Raw genomic sequence first — 17765 nt, forward strand, 5'->3', positions numbered from 1 at the left:
GTTATTCACCCGCCCGAACAAACGCTGCCAGTTCCTGATTTGAACCAGTCGACACCAGCTCCGACACTGGCAGTGTTTCCTGAACCTGTCCTCGAGACATAAACGCAAACTTTGTGGCTATCGCTTTAGCGTCGCTGATGTGGTGTGTCACCATCACAACGGCGATGCCTCGCTCTCTTGCCAAGCTCTGCACCAATGCCAGCATCTCTTCTCGAATAACAGGATCAAGAGCAGAAAAAGGCTCATCAAGCAGCCAGATACCGTGAGGCTGGACAAAACATCGCGCCAGAGCTACCCGCTGCTTTTGCCCGCCAGAGAGTTGCTCCGGCAATCGATCCAGATAATCATGAATCCCAACCATACGCGCGGCATCTTCGACTCTTTGCTTTTCAGCGGAGCTGAGTTTTAAGCCAGGCTCTATACCGAGACCAATATTTTCCCGCACAGATAGGTGGGCGAATAAGTTGTTTTCCTGAAACAGCATGGAAAGTGGAATTTGGTGAGGTGCACGCCCAACCACCGACTGACCCGAGACTAAGATCTCTCCACCCTGAGGCTGAATAAAGCCTGCCACAAGCGCCAGCAGTGTCGATTTCCCTGCACCACTCGGTCCCATCAAAGCAAGGATATCCCCTTCTTCCACTTCCAAATTGAATTGAAAAGACTCGTTGTTGTAACGGTATCGCACGTCATGAAGTTTAAGAATGGTCATGGGTCTTTCTCGGTTTGAATAGAAGTTCGATCAGGGTAAAACTCAACACACTGAGCAGAAGCAGGCAAAGTGACACCACAGCCGCCGCCTCCATCTGATAGCTGCCTAGCAGTTGGAAGAGATACAAAGGCAGCGTCCGGAATTCCTGACTGCCAAACAGCGCAATGGCACTGAGATCGCCCATCGACATCATAAAGCTAATAGAAAAGGCGTATGCGAATGGTTTTCGAAGTGCTCGCCATTCCATTAACCTGAGATGATTCCAGCCTTTTATCCCTAGGGATGCCGACAGGTATTGATATTGCTGAACCAGTTGAAACATGGGCAGGGAAAGCGTCTTGATGACATATGGCAGAGCCATCAAACAGTTGACTGCCACCACAATCCAGAATGCCATCGCGAATACATCGGCTATATCCCTAAGTAGTAAAAATAACCCGGTACTGATCACCAATCCGGGGGTCACCAGAATAATGGTGCCTGCCAGCTCGATTTTATCCGCCTTAAAAGCTTGTCGTTTTAAACGCCAGATTCGGCTGGTTGAAAGAATGGCTGTCCCCAGAAGCAATGCGAGCAGGCTTGAGATCCCCGCCACTTGCAAAGACGCAGACAACGCATTCCAGAATCGTTCATCACTCAGCGTAGTCAGAATCTTGTTGTTTAAACCGCTGAGTACCACCATACCCAGTGGCGGTAGAACCAAAAGTAAAACTCCGCCTATCCATAGCCCGTCCCATATCTTTGCCGATACTGAATCGGTGTACTTGGAGATGGGTTTCATGCTGCCAGCCGAGACAGACACAGGTTTAGAGAGCTTCTGAATACTGATGGCTAGCACACCACACAGTAGCATTTGCCACATGGCAAGCAAGGCGCCCGTTTGTAAATCAAAATCAAACTTTATTGCCTGATAGATCGCCAGCTCTATGGTCGTCGATTTAGGACCACCTCCCAGTGCCATTACCGTGGCAAAACTGGTGAAACACAGCATGAAGACCAGCCCGCTCACTTGAGGAAACTGGGCTTTAAGACGAGGCCATTCTACCCAGAGAAATTTGTTCCATCGCGACATTCCCAAATGCGCACACAACTTGTGTTGTTCAGGTGGAATGCTTTCCAGAGACTGAAGCAATAGTCTTGCGGCATAGGGAAGGTTAAAGAATACATGCGCCAGTAGAATGCCGTTAAGACCGTAGATAGAGAACGGCAGCTCAGCGCCTAACGCTTTCAATCCATCCGCCAGTAAACCGCTGTTTCCATAAATGGCTAAAAGACCAAACACCCCCACCAATACAGGCAACACCAGTGTGCTGGCAAATAGCTTCAGCAATAAACTACGCCCCGGGAACTGCCGGTAAGACAGAGAATGTGCGACGGGAATAGCCAGACCAACACTAAGTAAGGTAGACAACAACGCCTGATAGAAGCTGAATTCCGTAACGTGACGATAGTAGGGGGCGGTCCAGATTTGCAAAAGATTGAGTGAGGGTGAATGAGAAAGCAACGCCCACAAAGCTGACATTACAAATATCAGGATAAAGGTGGCAACAACTATCCCTACTTTGGGTACGTTTTGGTTCACGACGCAGAAAGCCTAAGCATATAGAAGCAAGCCATGCATTATGCATGGCTTGTTGTCTGTTGAAAACTTAGAAAGTAAAGGCATTTTGCCATTCACGAATCCAGGCTTTGCGGTTTTGCGCCACCTCTTCTGATTCGAACAACAATGCTTTGCCTGGCAGGGATAATGTTTCGAAGCCTTTTGGCAGTTCCACATCCGTCACTGGGTACATCCAGTTACCTGTTGGCATCGCAGACTGGAATTCATCACTCAGGATAAATGCCATAAACTCATCCGCCAGTTTTTGATTGGCGCTGTTCTTCACTTTTGCCGCTACTTCAACCTGCGCATAGTGACCTTCAGCAAAGTTAGCTGCTGCGAAGTTTGCATCGTTCTCGGCGATCAAGTGGTAAGCCGGTGAAGTGGTGTAAGACAGAACCATGTCCGATTCGCCTTCAAGGAACATTGAGTAAGCTTCTGACCAGCCTTTGGTTACAGTGACGGTTTTCTTCGCCAGTTGCTTCCACGCATCACTTACTTTGTCACCGTACACAGACTTCATCCAAAGCATCAGACCCTGCCCCGGCGTTGAAGTACGCGGATCCTGATAAATAACCTTCAGGTCATCACGCTTTTCTACCAGCTCTTTCAGGCTTTTCGGTGGGTTAGCCAGCTTCTCTTTGTTGTACACAAAGGCAAAGTAACCGTAATCGTAAGGGACAAAAGTATTGTCATCCCAACCACCTGGGATGGTAACGGTGCTGGTATCTACAGAATGTTCTGCCAGCAAGTCACTCTGTTTCGCTTCTGCCATCAGGTTGTTGTCCAACCCAAGAACGATATCCGCTTTGCTGTTCTTACCTTCAAGACGCAGACGATTAAGAATGGTCACGCCATCGTCAAGTGCCACAAATTCCAAGTTACAGCCACATTTCGCTTCAAACGCTTTTTCTACTGTTGGACCCGGTCCCCAGTCTGCCGCGAAAGAATCATAAGTGTAAACTGTCAGTGTGTTTTGATCGGCGAATGCCGGCGTGGCAGCAAGTGTAGCGAGCGCTACGGTAGTCAGTGCGTATTTCACTGGTCGCTCCTATCCGTTGTTGAGCGGCACAGGGTTGAGATGAGGAAAATTCCACGCTCAATTCCTACGCCAGTATTATCTGGTTCAGGTGTACGGGTTCAAACCAAAGGTTTATCTCAGCCATAAGATGGACAACATTTTATGCGTCCAAACATTCAGCACCCCGATGAGAGTTGGTTTATTGTATCGCGTTATTTCCACTTAGCCATATGCAAATGGCTTAAATATCTAATTCGCTAATGATGCTTGGGGATACTAGTTGCGTTGATCATAACCCCAGCGAGGAACTAAGCCTTGTTCCACACCTAGATGATCCAGAATACGGGCAACCATAAAATCAACCAAATCCTCTATGCTGTTTGGCTGGTGATAAAAACCCGGTGCGGCTGGCATGATGGTCACACCCATTTGAGAGAGCTTGTGCATGTTTTCCAGGTGGAGTGTAGAGAAAGGCGTTTCACGCACCACTAACAATAGCTGACCACGTTCTTTCATCACGACATCAGCGGCGCGTTCAATCAGGTTATCAGACATGCCATGGGCGATGGCCGCGACACTGCCCGCACTGCACGGGCATACCACCATCTGTTTTGGCGCTGCCGAACCTGACGCCACCGGAGAAAACCAGTCTTCTTTACCACAGACTATTAGTTTATCGGCATCACACCCCAGATGTTCCACCAGCTTTTCTTTAGCACCGTCTGGCGATGCCGGTAGCTTCAAACCGTGCTCTGTTGCCATGACAACACGCGCGGCGGAAGATATGAGCAGATAAACGGTGTAATCTGCGGCTAACAGGCACTCCAGTAAACGGAGACCATAAGGTGCCCCCGATGCTCCGGTAAATGCCAAAGTGATGGTTTTCTTTTCTTGATTCATTCTTACTTCTTAGAGAATTTCTGATTACTTCTCGCTCTTGTATTTCAGAGCGTTGAGTAATTTATCATGGATCCCACCAAAGCCCCCATTACTCATGACCAATATCTGATCACCGGGTTCGGCTTTTTCGACAACACTGGATACCAGATCATCAATGCTGTCGGACGTATAAGCAAGCTGTGAGCATTGCTTGGCAACATCATCCACCGACCATTCAATGGTTTCTGGCTGGAAAAGATACACGGAATCGGCTTTTTTAAGCGAATTTGCCAATGTTTCTTTATGAACGCCCATTTTCATGGTGCTTGAGCGGGGTTCGAGCACAGCGATGATCTTCTGCTGACCGACTTTGTTACGTAAACCTTCTAAGGTTAGTTCAATGGCTGTTGGGTGGTGAGCAAAGTCATCATAAACTGTGACGCCATTTTCTTCCCCCTTTCGCTCTAAGCGGCGCTTGGTATTAACGAACAGCCCCAGCGCTTCACAGGCTAAATCGGGTGTCACACCCACGTGTCTTGCAGCCGCTATCGCCATCAGTGCGTTGTCGACATTGTGATCGCCTATCAAATCCCAACTGACTCTGCCGACTAATGCGCCCTGGAAGTAGACATCAAACACACTGCCATCGATTTTGACCTTCTCGGCTTTCCAGTCACCATCTTCTCCACTGGTTTCTTTTTCACTCCAGCAGCCACGTTCCAGCACATCCTGCAATGCATCATCGTTAATGGGTGAGAAAATGCGCCCGTTCCCCGGTACGGTACGAACCAAATGGTGGAACTGCTTCTTAATCGCTTCAAGGTCATCGAAGATATCTGCATGATCGAATTCAAGATTGTTCATCACCAGTGTACGTGGGTGATAGTGGACAAACTTCGAACGTTTATCGAAAAAAGCGCTGTCATATTCGTCGGCTTCGACGACAAAAAACATGCTGTCACCCAAACGGGCTGAAACACCAAAATTGCCCAATACGCCGCCCACCAGAAAACCGGGCTGATAGCCACAGTGTTCCAAAATCCACGTCAGCATGCTGGAAGTGGTGGTTTTGCCATGAGTACCGGATACTGCGAGCACCCAGCGATCGTGCAGTAAAAATTCCTGTAGCCATTGAGGACCAGATGTGTATCTCAGATTATTGTTCAGCACATATTCTACGCAGGGATTCCCTCGGCTCATTGCATTGCCAACCACCACCAGATCAGGCTTCGGCTCCAATTGAGAAGGGTCGAACCCTTCGATAATTTCAATGCCCTGCGACTCCAGTAAAGTGCTCATCGGAGGGTAAACATTGGCGTCACACCCCGTGACTTTATGCCCTAGCTGACGTGCTAAAACCGCTGCGCCACCCATAAAAGTCCCGCAGATTCCCAGAATATGAATATGCATAAATTACGATTCCTAGTCTTTTTTGACGTCGTTAGAGTAAGTGAATTTGCTTCTTAGCATGCCTGATTTGTGTCAGTGATATGTGAACAAAAAATGTGATGTCCAACTAAAATGAGTCAGGTATCAGCAAGTTACTTCATTACCATTAAAAAGATTCCACTTATACAATACTAAATGTATCCCCGAACCCCTACTAATTCGGGTAGGAAACCCAACTTAGATTGGGATGTTATTGTATCTGAGCTCACTCGCGCGACCCAGTTTCTTGACTGTGAACCCTAAAGAAACGCTGACCTTCCCCAGTCAGATTCGTCGGTAGCTCAGAACTCTGCTCAAGAAACAAACTAAGGAATAAACATGTCTGAGATACGCACCCTAGGCGAGTTCATTGTTGAAAAACAACATGACTTCCCTCATGCCAGTGGCGATCTTTCCTCTCTTCTTGGTTCAATTAAACTTGCTGCCAAAATCGTAAACCGTGAAATCAATAAAGCTGGTCTGGTTGATATTACCGGAGCAGTTGGCACAGAAAACGTTCAGGGTGAAGCTCAGCAGAAACTGGACGTATACGCCAACGAGAAGTTCAAAGCCGCACTGGAAGCCCGCGATCAGGTTTGTGGTGTTGCCAGTGAAGAAGAAGACGAAGCCGTCGCGTTTAACAAAGAACTCAACAAAAACGCGAAGTATGTGGTTTTGATGGATCCACTGGATGGTTCTTCGAACATTGACGTAAACGTTTCCGTCGGCACCATCTTCTCTATTTACCAGCGTGTGTCTCCAATAGGTACACCGCCAACCGAAGAAGACTTCCTGCAGCCTGGCGACAAACAAGTCGCGGCTGGTTACATCATATATGGTTCTTCGACCATGCTGGTGTACACCACAGGTAAAGGAGTGCATGGCTTCACCTACGACCCATCTTTGGGGGTATTCTGCCTCTCTCACGAGAACATGATGATCCCGGAAGACGGTCTGATTTACTCCATCAACGAAGGGAACTACATTCGCTTCCCAACCGGAGTGAAGAAATACATCAAGTACTGTCAGGAAAATGAGCCTTCGGAAGGTCGCCCATACACCTCCCGCTACATTGGCTCTCTGGTTGCAGATTTTCACCGCAACCTGCTTAAAGGGGGTATCTACCTCTACCCAAGTACTCAGAGCCATCCGAATGGTAAGCTTCGTTTGCTTTACGAGTGCAACCCTATGGCATTCTTGATTGAACAGGCTGGCGGTCTGGCATCAGACGGTGTAAACCGCATTATGGATTTAAAACCGACCGAACTTCACCAGCGAGTACCGTTTTTTGTTGGTTCAAAGAACATGGTACGCAAAGTGGAAGAATTCCTCGAACTGAATCTAGACTGATCCCCTTCCCCTGCTTAGACCTGAGCAGGGGCATCTGATTGACCTTTGCTATTTCTTCTCCTGTAGCTTTCTCATCAATATCATCTCCCCCCAGATCGCCTAAAGTTGAATAGCCGGACGGTAAAAATTCGCTTAAGCTAAATTGAGTAGAATTCATTCGTAAAGGAAATCAGTAATGAGTTTAAATAATGTACCTGCAGGTAAGTCTCTGCCTGATGACATCTATGTTGTGATTGAAATCCCAGCAAATGCAGACCCGATTAAATATGAAGTAGACAAGGATTCTGGCGCGGTATTTGTTGACCGCTTTATGTCTGCTCCCATGTTTTACCCATGCAATTACGGCTACGTAAACCACACACTTTCGTTAGACGGCGATCCGGTCGATGTACTGGTTCCGACTCCGCATCCGCTTATACCGGGTTCTGTTATTCGCTGTCGACCGGTCGGCGTGTTGAAAATGACAGATGAGTCCGGTGAAGATGCGAAAGTGGTTGCTGTTCCTCACAGCAAGCTTTCCAAAGAATACGACCACATTCAGGACGTTAATGACATTCCTGAACTCTTAAAGGCACAAATTACGCACTTCTTTGAGCGCTACAAAGAGCTTGAAGCTGGAAAGTGGGTAAAAGTAGATGGCTGGGCAGATGCCGCTGCGGCACGAGAGGAAATCCTGACATCTTACGAGCGCGCGCAGAAATAACTCTCCGAATAGCAAAAGCCCGTCTCACTTTGAGACGGGCTTTCAATCTTCGTTTTTATCTTTACTAGGGTCTGTTGACCTTTCGCGGTTAAATTTTGTTCGAGTTCTATGTGTTTTAATCGCGGCGCAAGGTCTTTAGCTTGGTTTTGAAATAAATAAGTATCTAAGCAAATACCTTGCAACAAAGAGTAAAGCACATAGAACCGAACCCTTCGGGCAGCATTTGTGGCTCCTTTCTACTGTGTTACCGCTTATTGATGTAGGGCGACTACACCGAATAAGCGCTGCCTTGTACAAAGAACCCACAAATTGCTGCAAAAATCAGCTCGAAAGGTCAACAGACCCTAAAACCTTTGGCACCAGTCGCCTGAATCAATTGGCTCTGACAGCTTGCTGCCATCCTGATACAGATAGACCCAAGCTTCACCAAATGGCGTGGAGATTTTTTCACGGCGGTATTCGTAGGGCACATCTTCAAGATGATCCAGCTTTGCGAGCGTGTCCGCGTTAATGCGATAAATCTCGCCGCAGATTTCCTGCTGTCCCTGTACCATTCCCGGGTAATGACCTAAGTCGAAAAGCGCGAAATCCGGACCGGTACGGTACTGAGCTACCAGCTCACAGCCTTCCAGAAAGTGGTGGTTTTCTTCGCCCTGTCGTAACGTCCCATATACAAACACAAGCTGTTCCATTGCGCTCTCCATCGATTCAGCACCTGAATCTAATTAAATTCAAACTGGTAAATCAAGTCCACCGCGCTGTTCAAGCCTGACACGGCTTCGACATACAGATCCTGCATCAAACGATACCGCACCGTGAACTCACCAAGTGAGTTAAAAATACCCACTCCGTAGGTGACTTTCAAGCCGGGTAATATGTAACCACTCACAGTTACCTGAGAATCATCACCAGAACCTGCTGTATCCAGTTGTAAATCCTGAACCCCAAACGCCTGACCGATCTCCCCGACCACTTTTCCGCTCTTCGCCAGACTTAATCCAATCAGCGTTGTGGTCATCAGGTTTCCACCAGCTTCGGCATCAATATCCCGACCACGCATCAGGTAAGAAAGTGCATTCGCCTGTGGCATTGCCGGCTCTGAAAATATGGTGACATTGGGATCGTCAGCCGGACCGTCTACACGAATACCCGCCGTCACGTCGTCCTGAATATTGTCTGGATTTCGGATCGCGGTAATCACCACATACGGCTGGTCGACCGGTCCGTTCATCAGGATCTTACCCGTCTGGATAACCAGATCCTGCCCAAACGAGCGGAAAGAACCATCCAGAATGTTGACTTCGCCAACAACAAACGGTCCTTTGTCGCGCTGTGATACTTTCAGATCGCCTTTTAGTTTGCCAACCAGACCAAATGCCGTCAGACCAAAATCGTCACCAATTTTGATGTTTACGTTGGTCTGAATATTCATCGGTAACGGCTTTTTGTCTTCGACAGGTTTGAAGTCCTGATCCAGCAGTACTTCATCGCTTGAAACCCCAATCGCACTCGGTGGTAACTCTTCAACCTCAATCCGACCCCATGGAAGGTAGATATCCCCTTCTATTTTTGCCAGCTCTGGCGTGGCGGAAATCTTGAGGTCCGGCTTCGCTTTAATGTGAACCATCGGTGGCAGTTTCACATTTAATTCATCTGCAAATACAGCCAGGTTTGCTCGCCATTTTTTCAGATCTGCCCAGTTGCCGTCACCTTCCAGATTCAATGTGCCATCTGGGGTATGAATCTGAGATTTAAGCACTGCACCATAACCATCAAACGTAGCAACTATCTGACCATCATTTACGTCTACTGGAGTGATTTCCCCTTTAGCAAGCAGCTTGTCGATAGAGAAATCGCCGTAAAGCTTGGGATGCAGCAAAGGACCTTTAAACGCCAAATCTGAATGAATATTGGCATTAACCTTACTGAACTCACCCAACAGAGGCTTTAACATGTCCAGATGAATTTCGGATATTGTTAGTTTGCCATCAATGGTTTGCTTGTCTGACTGAACATTACTGATATCAGCCTGTCCGGTAAGCTGCCCGTTGTCCGTAAGGTCTAAGTTCCACTGGCTGGTCAGTTGGTCGTTTTTCAGCTCTGCATTCAGAGTGATACCATTCCACCCCACCGTGATTGGCGCTTCTAGAGTCTGTGTGACTTTACCTTCTGGCAGTTTTACCGACAGCTTCACTTCTGGTTTTGCATCTGGTGCCCAGCGAGCCCAAGCAGTGGCGTTAACTTCGCCTTTCAGGTCGGTTTCTTCTGGAATAAAGCGTTTGATTTGGTCGAAGTTAAATTTCTTAATCGCAATGTTGGCTTCACCACTTTCCCCCGCCTCTATGTCTTGGGTAACACAAAGCTGCGCATCTTGCTGTCGCCAGCAATGCGCTTGTACCGTGGCCATGTTTTTCGCCATGTTGAACCCGAGCTTAGCGGTGTTTTCCAATGTCCAGGTGCCTTGCTCAGAAGAAATGTCTGCACGTTGCAGCTCTCCATTCCAGACCATTTCTGGTTTTTCGGTTAACCCTCCGACAATCTTCAAACTGGTGGACACCAGATCAGACAGCACATCCAGCGTTAACTGATGGTCTTCCTGAGTCCCCGAAAATTGCAAATCGACACTATCGATGTACTGGTCTTGTGCCTGTACATCTTTTACCACCAGTGACAAATCGCCTTTTGGTGCAGGCAGAGGTGAAATGTCACCAGATAGAGCGACCGACTTCACCGACGCTTCATCTTTCCATTCCACGTCATTCACACTTAAATCGACTTTGACCTGCGGCTCTTTGAACTCACCGCGAAGCTTCACGTCGCCATGCATATGACCACGTAAGTCAGGAATGGATTTAACAAATTCTGGGAAGTTTAGCTCGACATCCAGCCCCCACTGTTTGTCGAGAGAACCCGATACAAACAGGTTGTTAGGACCGTGCGACAACTCAAGCCCTTCCGTCTTAATGCTGGGTTCGCCACTCATGTTGACGTCAGCGGCGTCCAACTGACCGTTGATGTACAGTGGATATTCACGAATCAGCCCCTGAATAGCCAACAATGGCACGCTGACTTGCCAGCCACCTGCCTTGGTAAGCTGACCGTTGGTCGTAATGGTTCCGCTGATATTGCCTTCGGCTTCTGGCCATTGCAGACCCGGCTGAATACTGTCTAAACCCAGCGTAGTATTCCATTTCACTAAGTCAGACCAATCTGCTTCTACCTGACCGGCCACCCGACCGCCTAAAGTATTCAAGACAAGAGAGTGAACCTTGATGTTTTGAAGCGTGCCTTTTGCTGCGGTATCGAGCGCTACATCAGGGATCTCTTTGCCTTTTGCTTTCAGGGCTACGGCTAGATCGAAGCCGTCTAAGTCGCCTTTCAAATCGATACTGGTGATATCAGACTTATAATCCGCTTCGCCAGTGAGTGGCCACTGTACTTCGCCTTCTGTCAAAGACACATCAAACGGAAGAATTGCTTTTAGCGGCTCCAGTTTGCCTTCCAAATGCGCTTTTACGACGCCACCGAGATCCGCATTTAGGTTGAGGTTTGCGACACTGCCATTTGCACTTAACTTAAGCGTCTGACCTTTTAAATCCGTCTGATTGAGCCTGGCATCCATTGCTAAGCTTGGCAGCAGGTAATCCCCTTTAAGCTCAACTTGGGTGCTGGCTTTGGCAGTGACTTCTGGCATATCGAGTTCCAGTTTTTCGATCTCGACATTATGGTCGCCAGCTTTAGCTTGTAGCCCTAAATGATGAATTTTAACTGGAGAGTCACCATTCAATGTAAAGTCCCGGACATCAAAGCCTTCAATAACCACATCCAGAGGGATAAGCACTTCTGGCAGTTCAATATCCTGTGCTGGCTTAGGTGAGTCTTTCGCCGAAGACTGTTCTTTGGCTGAGGGCTCTTTTTGGGCTGAGGGCTCTTCAGATTCTGCCAGCGTAATATCAATGTTATTCCATTGAGTGGGGTGCAGGGTCAGCTCTCGCCCTTCCATCGTAATAGCGGTCGAAAACGTATCCCATTGCACCTGATTTCCAAGTACATCCAGAGCAATGTTATTAAGCTGAATATTGCTGACAGAGACAGGAACCGGCAGTTTGATTTCAGTCACAGGCTCTGACGGTGCAGGCTCTTCTTCCGACGGGGCAGTATCCGTCAATGCAAAGGTGAGAGATTCTAGAATCAGGTTTTCAATACAGACACGCGGTTCAAACAGACACTCGGCATCTAAATCAAGCTGAACACGCTTGGCTTTTAAATCAATGAATAAGTCTGGGTCGGTGAAGGACACATCTTTCAACACAATGTCTGTAAGAATGGCACCTTCGGATTCACCAACACTCAGTTGTGGCAGTGCTTTTTGCGCTCCCCATATAGCCAGACTGAGACCGGGCTGAGTGAACAACAACGCGCCCAGCAAAAGTAAAATCACTAAGATCAGACAAGGGATGAACAAGGCCAGACGCACCAGCCATTTAGCAACGGTACGGGTCATAGTTCAGGTCCCAACGTAAAGTGAATCTTAAATTGGTCGCCAGACTCTTGGTTTAACCCCTTAGCGAAATCTAAACGAATGGGACCGACTGGTGATGCCCACCGAACACCCACACCGACACCGATTTTCCAGTCGGGTTTATCCGTCCATGCATCACCGTAGTCAACGAAGGTTGCTAACCACCAGTTGCCGTATACCCGATACTGGTATTCCAGACTGCTGACTGCTAAGTACTTACCACCACTGAATTTGTCTTCTGGTTGAGTGGCGGGAATATCTTCGTAGCCATAACCACGAATGCTGTTGTCACCCCCCGCGAAGAACCTTAATGAACGCGGTACTTTGTCAAAATCGCCGGCAAATACGCCACCAGCATCAAAGCGTGCTAAGCCGCGGTGATTTTCTCCAATGCTTCGTACAATGGCGGTTCTGCCTTGTAGCCTCAAAATACCTGTGTCCGAGAGTAAGCTTTCATTACCTGCTTCCACCGTCAGGAGATGCTTGTCTCCCCACATAGGCATAGCGCCACCGCGCACTCGTGCTCTACTAAAGGTAAAGCCCGGTAACACAAACTTGGAAATTCTCGATTCACCACGCTCTTCCGAATCATCGTACAAAAAGCGTATCGACGCGGTTCTCTGCCAGCCGGAATCCAGCTTCCAGTGGCGCTTCACCGCTAAGTTGTGCTCTAAACTTTTAGTTTCGTCCTTATCGGTACGTTTCATCCCGTACTGGATTTCATAGTACTCGCGCAGTACATCTTCCAATGGAATTTTATAGCTAGCGGTGATCGCCTGTTCAGGCAAAGACAGAGACAAGCTGCTGTGCAGGCTATGACCACGATCGTTCAGCCAAGGCTTTTTCCAGCTCAACTTGCCACGAAAGCCGATGTCGGTGGAATAACCCAATCCAGTTTCGATTTGGTTTTCGGACTGTGGGGCAAGGTTAATGTTCATCGGCAGCTCACGCTGCTTTCCGATGTAACTTAATTCGGGTTCGACATGCACCGAAGAGAACCATTCGGTATTAGAAAGACTCTGGTTAAGCTCGCCAATTTTAGACGCCAGATAGGGTTCGCCTGCTTCAAATGGCACAAGTGATTTCACGCGGCTTTCACGGATCTGACTACCAAAAATTTGCACATCGCCAAAGTAGTAGCGCTGACCACTATCAAATTCTATCGTGACGAATGCTTGTTTATGCTCTGGCGCAACTTCAAGTTTGGTTTGCCCAAATTCACCATCAAAATAGCCCTTTCTTAATGCCAGATTTCTTAAGCTGGATTTATAGGCTTCGTAATTTGCGTGGTTAAGTGGATCTCCAACACCGAGCTTAGAACCTTCTCGTAATTTGATGAAATCCGGGTCGGTCGCGGCTTCTCCTGAGATAACAAGATCACTGATTCGTATGGTGACAAGAGGACCGGGATCGACATTCACAGTGAGTGACTGACCATCTTCCGCCGCCACAAAACTGATATCGGGTTGATAGTGTCCAAGCGCCTTTAACGCTTTGATAATGTTGTCTTCTAGGCGTGACTGAAAGCGCAGTGAAGTGGAATATTCACTTGGGTCAATCGCCGACAGATAAGCAGACACATTGGTGTCCAGTTCTCCTTTTAAGCCCTCTATTTCTAAATCGAAAGCAAGAGCGGGCATTCCAATGGTAAGCAAACCACACCCAATGAGGTGCGAAACTTGTATCTTCTTCATATCTGACAGCGCAATGTACAACCTTTTTCTCAAGACCGCTCAAAGCTATCAGAAATTGCGTCCCCTACCTAGTCTTAAACAGTGGAAACTGATATTGGCTCTAATTACAGAGAAAAGTATGGTGAGTGTGAGATAAGTAGTAAAAAAATTAAGTAGCCAAATGGTGAATAAAAGAAAGGCGAACCATTCGGCTCGCCTTCGCTATAGTTAGTGCTATGGGTTGATTTGGTACATAGCTTGCTCTGTGGAAACGAGCGCTTGTAGCCCTTTTTCGGGGTGATTTCGTAGCTTAATACCATGGCTACTAGGTTCACCAATTAGCGGAGAACTTCTCCATATTGAATCACCTTTGTGGTTAAGTTTCCTCAAATAATAAAGGTGAGATGCGCTCGAAACAAAGTGTGTGTATTCCTTTGTGGAGACAATAAAGCCTTGCTCATTAGGTTGCGAAGAAATTACCGCCACACCACTGGTTTCAAAATTTAAAGAATAACTTTCTTTGAGAGTGAGGTGATTTACCTCAATCTCGAATACCAAAAGCTGATTACCCTTGCCAGTTGTCTGATCAGAAAAACACGCTATTTCCTTGCTACTGTCTGAGTCGTGGTTAAATACTAAAATATTTCGACAACCGAAATCAGAGAGGTTGTAAGTGGACTTTTTGATCATTGAACTTCCAGTTACTTTAAGAAGAGATAACTTGTGTCCATGTGAGACAATAATAGACCCAGAAATTGCATCGTACACTTCAAATTCACGAATTTGCTCACCACTCTGTGAATGCTGATAAGATGCAATGGTTCTATCGTTCGTTACATCGTATATCGTCATCGCAGTACCATGAGCTAACACAACTTCCTTCTTTCCATCCTGGTTAAAATCGGAAGCTTTCACAATAATATCACCGTTATCTCTTGCTACATCAGGAGAATTATTAACCAACTCACCATCTAGTTGGATTAGCTCTATCTGTGATACTGCATAATTAAATTTAGGTATAACGATTTCAGAATAGCCATCACTATCAAAGTCGGTGTGCACTGTATTGAGTAATGAATAACTAGTGTAGCTTGTTCCAGAGCTAAAGTTGACCTTGCCTTCAGAGCTTACTGTCGTAAATTTATCTCTAACATCACTATTGTCGTACTTACCAACCAAAAACAGCGCTTCTTCTTTAACAGGTGTAATGTTTGCCCACCCTACTGATCTAAATGCTGTCGAAGGCTTGACAATACTTGTATGTTTCAGCGTAGCACTGTTGCCAGAAATATCCGCACTAGCAAAACCTCTGAGTGAATAACTGTGGTTAGTCCCCCATAATAGCTCTAGATTACTGTCATTATCAAAATCACCAATAGTTAGAGAACTTGCGTCATATGGGCTAGAAGTAGGCAAGTGCCACACCTGAGAAAGAGTTCCACCTTCTAATTTGAATGCTTTTACGCCATCATATGAACAATTCATAACCAACAATTCGCTCACTCCGATCGTTGAATAAGATGTCTCTAAATCACATGGAGACAAGCTTTGAGTAGACGAGAGACTGATTAAAGTATTCGTTACAGCAGAGTAAATAGAAAAGTTACTGAAATTGTCTCTTCCAACGATTTCATTCACACCGTCTTGGTTGAAATCTTCAATGATCATTCTATCTGCAGAAAATCGTCCATTGTAATTCCATTGAATCGCCCATGTAGAGGTGTCAATAACTAAACCGCTATTTAATATAAGTTCAGGTGACTGATCATTATCAACATTCGAATACACAAGCTGAGTGGTTCCTGCTACATCGATCTCCGCTATTATAGGGTTAGAAAAGTCATTCCAACTAAATGCAGAAAGCTTGGACCAATTCTCTTCCCAAGCATAATGTATGATGGCAACTTCCATCACACCATCATCATCCGTATCTGAAAATGCCGCCCTCAGTATTTTCTGAGGAGTTTCATACACGATCTTAGGCTTGCTGGACAGCTCTTCTAAGGTAAGGATATTCTTTGAGGTAACTATTACTATTTCTTTTTTTAGATCATTATCTATATCTATATAGTGAACCTGCTCTATCCAAGCATTGTTTGGTAATTGATAAGGGTACATCCATTTTTGGTTGTATTGCCCATTATCATAACTATAAAGGTAAAGCCCCCTGCCATTGTTTGTTGTTAGGAACTCATTTAAACCATCACCATCAAAATCATCGATAACAATAGAATTGTCTTTGTATGGGCTATACTCACCAGAACGAGCGATAGGCGCTGCCTTGCTGCTATTTACCTTTAATTCAAACACATACTCAGAGAGTTGGTCACTAACTGACTTAAACGTAAATTCAAAAACTTGAACGGGAAATAAAAAGTCGGAATCGGAAGGTACAGTCCAAGAGACAACGCCATCGCTGCTGATTGTGGCACCGTCGGGTCCAGATTCCATAAGGACTCTTTCTGAACCATTTGTATCTAAATCAAACAACGATACGCCAAATTGCAATTCATCCCCTGAAAAAACTTTTGCGGGTAAGTTGTCCGTTTTGATTACTGGCTTAGTGTCATTAAGGAAAACATATGCCCATTCACTGGTTATTGAACTCGTTCCATCAAAAATGACCGATTGAACTTTAACTTCATCACCATAAGCCGCCGTATAGGCGGGAAGGGTATTGGTTATTTCTCCCTCAACCAATTCATCATTGATATACCATCGATAGCTCAGTTGTAAATTTTCCGCCGGTGTATCAGGGTCTGAAAACTCCGAGCTTTCAACAACAATGGCGTTAGCTGTACTCACATTATATGACAGCAGTGAGGGCATACCCGTAAATGCGGGTGGCTGTGTCAATAGGTCAAGTGGATAAAGGTCAACAGGTTGCATCAACGCAAACTGGAAACCACTCACTTTAGATAAATGCGTGCCTAATTCAAAAGAACCATCGCCGCCTAAATCTTTCTTATAGGTAAAGAAGTTATCCGAAAATGAAAGCTGGATTTCAGTATCTGCTTTAAAGCTCAGAGAGCCTTCATAAAAGTCATTGTAAAAACGCGCTTTTAGTCCTTGAGATGAAACGTTAACTTTCCCCGATTCACCTAGCCATACAGTGCCTTTTACTCCAACATTTGTCTCTGTGTAGTAGTCAGGGCTACTCTGAGACTCTGTAAGTTCTAGCTTAGTATTTTTTCCATCGCTATAGGAATAAAATAGACGGCTTTCTCCGGTCTGTTCATATCCACGCTCACCAATCTCGGAATGATGTGACTGGGTATAACCCGTCACCTTTACTCCATTAATATCTAGCTCGTTAAAATAATAACTTTTTTGATTATTACTCTCAGAAGATAATGCCAACACTCCTGAAATAGTCATTCTGTAACGGGAAGTCACACAATCTTTAAAGTCCAGTGACAATATCCCTAAGCCTTCTTCATTTAATGTTGAGTGAATATCAACAGAGCCTGAGCCGCCACAGGTAACTGACTTTCCAGCGGCATCCTTTGAAGAAAGAAGACTACGAATTTGGTCATCTCTAAAAATGAGGCTATATTCCGACGATAGCGCAGCAACTGAAGCCTGCCTTACAACTGTTTCATTTAGTTGCGCCACATTTGATTTTCCGGCATACCCATGCTCAACCAAGCTGTACGCGGCTTTTTTAAGCTCTTCGGGGGTATGTTGAGTTGCGTTTTTGAGGGTTTTAGAGGCTTGTGAAATCTCTTCTGTTTTTTTCTGTTCTGAAGTTGACGAACCTGAATCGTTTGAGCCAGATCCACCACCGCCACACGCAGTAAGAAGAACCGCAATCCCTAGCACTGACGAAGCTTTTAATTGACGAAGCATACAATTCCTTTGATTTGTTATTGAGGCT

At 46.2% G+C, this 17765-nt stretch carries 11 protein-coding genes and 1 riboswitch; of the genes, 2 read left to right on the forward strand and 9 right to left on the reverse strand.

Going from position 1 to position 17765, the window contains the following annotated elements; all coding sequences use genetic code 11:
- Position 1 precedes the first annotated feature (1 nt).
- The 5 genes from thiQ to mpl all read right to left on the reverse strand — a co-directional run bounded on the left by thiQ (position 2) and on the right by mpl (position 5622).
- Entirely contained in the window at positions 2-706 is a 705-nt protein-coding gene (gene thiQ, locus INR79_RS15710) for a thiamine ABC transporter ATP-binding protein (protein WP_223097036.1), read from the reverse strand.
- Positions 699-2294 (reverse strand): thiamine/thiamine pyrophosphate ABC transporter permease ThiP, encoded by a 1596-nt coding sequence (gene thiP, locus INR79_RS15715; RefSeq protein ID WP_223095039.1) that lies wholly within the window; start codon positions 2292-2294, stop codon positions 699-701. Before thiP ends, thiQ begins: the two co-directional genes overlap by 8 nt.
- A 67-nt stretch (positions 2295-2361) precedes the next feature.
- On the reverse strand, positions 2362-3354 hold the full coding sequence (gene thiB, locus INR79_RS15720) for a thiamine ABC transporter substrate binding subunit (RefSeq protein ID WP_223095041.1): 993 nt from the start codon (positions 3352-3354) through the stop codon (positions 2362-2364).
- A gap of 44 nt (positions 3355-3398) precedes the next feature.
- Positions 3399-3530, reverse strand: a riboswitch (TPP riboswitch).
- Positions 3531-3609: 79 nt separating this feature from the next.
- Complete coding sequence (locus INR79_RS15725; RefSeq protein ID WP_223095043.1) at positions 3610-4233, reverse strand: flavin prenyltransferase UbiX; 624 nt, start codon at positions 4231-4233, stop codon at positions 3610-3612.
- 24 nt (positions 4234-4257) lie between these two features.
- Complete coding sequence (mpl, locus tag INR79_RS15730) at positions 4258-5622, reverse strand: UDP-N-acetylmuramate:L-alanyl-gamma-D-glutamyl-meso-diaminopimelate ligase (protein ID WP_223095045.1); 1365 nt, start codon at positions 5620-5622, stop codon at positions 4258-4260.
- A gap of 357 nt (positions 5623-5979) precedes the next feature.
- On the opposite strand from mpl, the gene fbp reads away from it, so the two are divergent.
- Both fbp and ppa read left to right on the forward strand, forming a co-directional pair.
- Positions 5980-6990, forward strand: coding sequence for a class 1 fructose-bisphosphatase (gene fbp / locus INR79_RS15735; RefSeq protein ID WP_223095047.1), 1011 nt, complete (start codon positions 5980-5982; stop codon positions 6988-6990).
- Positions 6991-7165: 175 nt separating this feature from the next.
- Positions 7166-7693, forward strand: a complete 528-nt coding sequence (gene ppa, locus INR79_RS15740; protein WP_022551649.1) for an inorganic diphosphatase — start codon at positions 7166-7168, stop codon at positions 7691-7693.
- Positions 7694-8037: 344 nt separating this feature from the next.
- Here ppa and INR79_RS15745 read toward each other — a convergent pair whose 3' ends face one another.
- The 4 genes from INR79_RS15745 to INR79_RS15760 all read right to left on the reverse strand — a co-directional run bounded on the left by INR79_RS15745 (position 8038) and on the right by INR79_RS15760 (position 17737).
- The gene (locus INR79_RS15745) at positions 8038-8385 is read right to left on the reverse strand and encodes a gamma-glutamylcyclotransferase (RefSeq protein WP_022551650.1); all 348 of its coding nucleotides are present in this window, start codon (positions 8383-8385) and stop codon (positions 8038-8040) included.
- Positions 8386-8414: 29 nt separating this feature from the next.
- On the reverse strand, positions 8415-12197 hold the full coding sequence (locus INR79_RS15750; protein ID WP_223095049.1) for a translocation/assembly module TamB domain-containing protein: 3783 nt from the start codon (positions 12195-12197) through the stop codon (positions 8415-8417).
- Positions 12194-13909: an autotransporter assembly complex protein TamA gene (locus INR79_RS15755; protein ID WP_223095051.1), complete on the reverse strand. Its 1716-nt coding sequence runs from the start codon at positions 13907-13909 to the stop codon at positions 12194-12196. Before INR79_RS15755 ends, INR79_RS15750 begins: the two co-directional genes overlap by 4 nt.
- 213 nt (positions 13910-14122) lie before the next feature.
- A complete protein-coding gene (locus INR79_RS15760) occupies positions 14123-17737 on the reverse strand; it encodes an FG-GAP repeat domain-containing protein (RefSeq protein WP_223095053.1) in 3615 nt (1204 codons plus the stop codon).
- Positions 17738-17765: the final 28 nt, after the last annotated feature.

The sequence above is a fragment of the Vibrio sp. SCSIO 43132 genome (genome assembly GCF_019904195.1).
Lineage (GTDB): Bacteria > Pseudomonadota > Gammaproteobacteria > Enterobacterales > Vibrionaceae > Vibrio > Vibrio nigripulchritudo.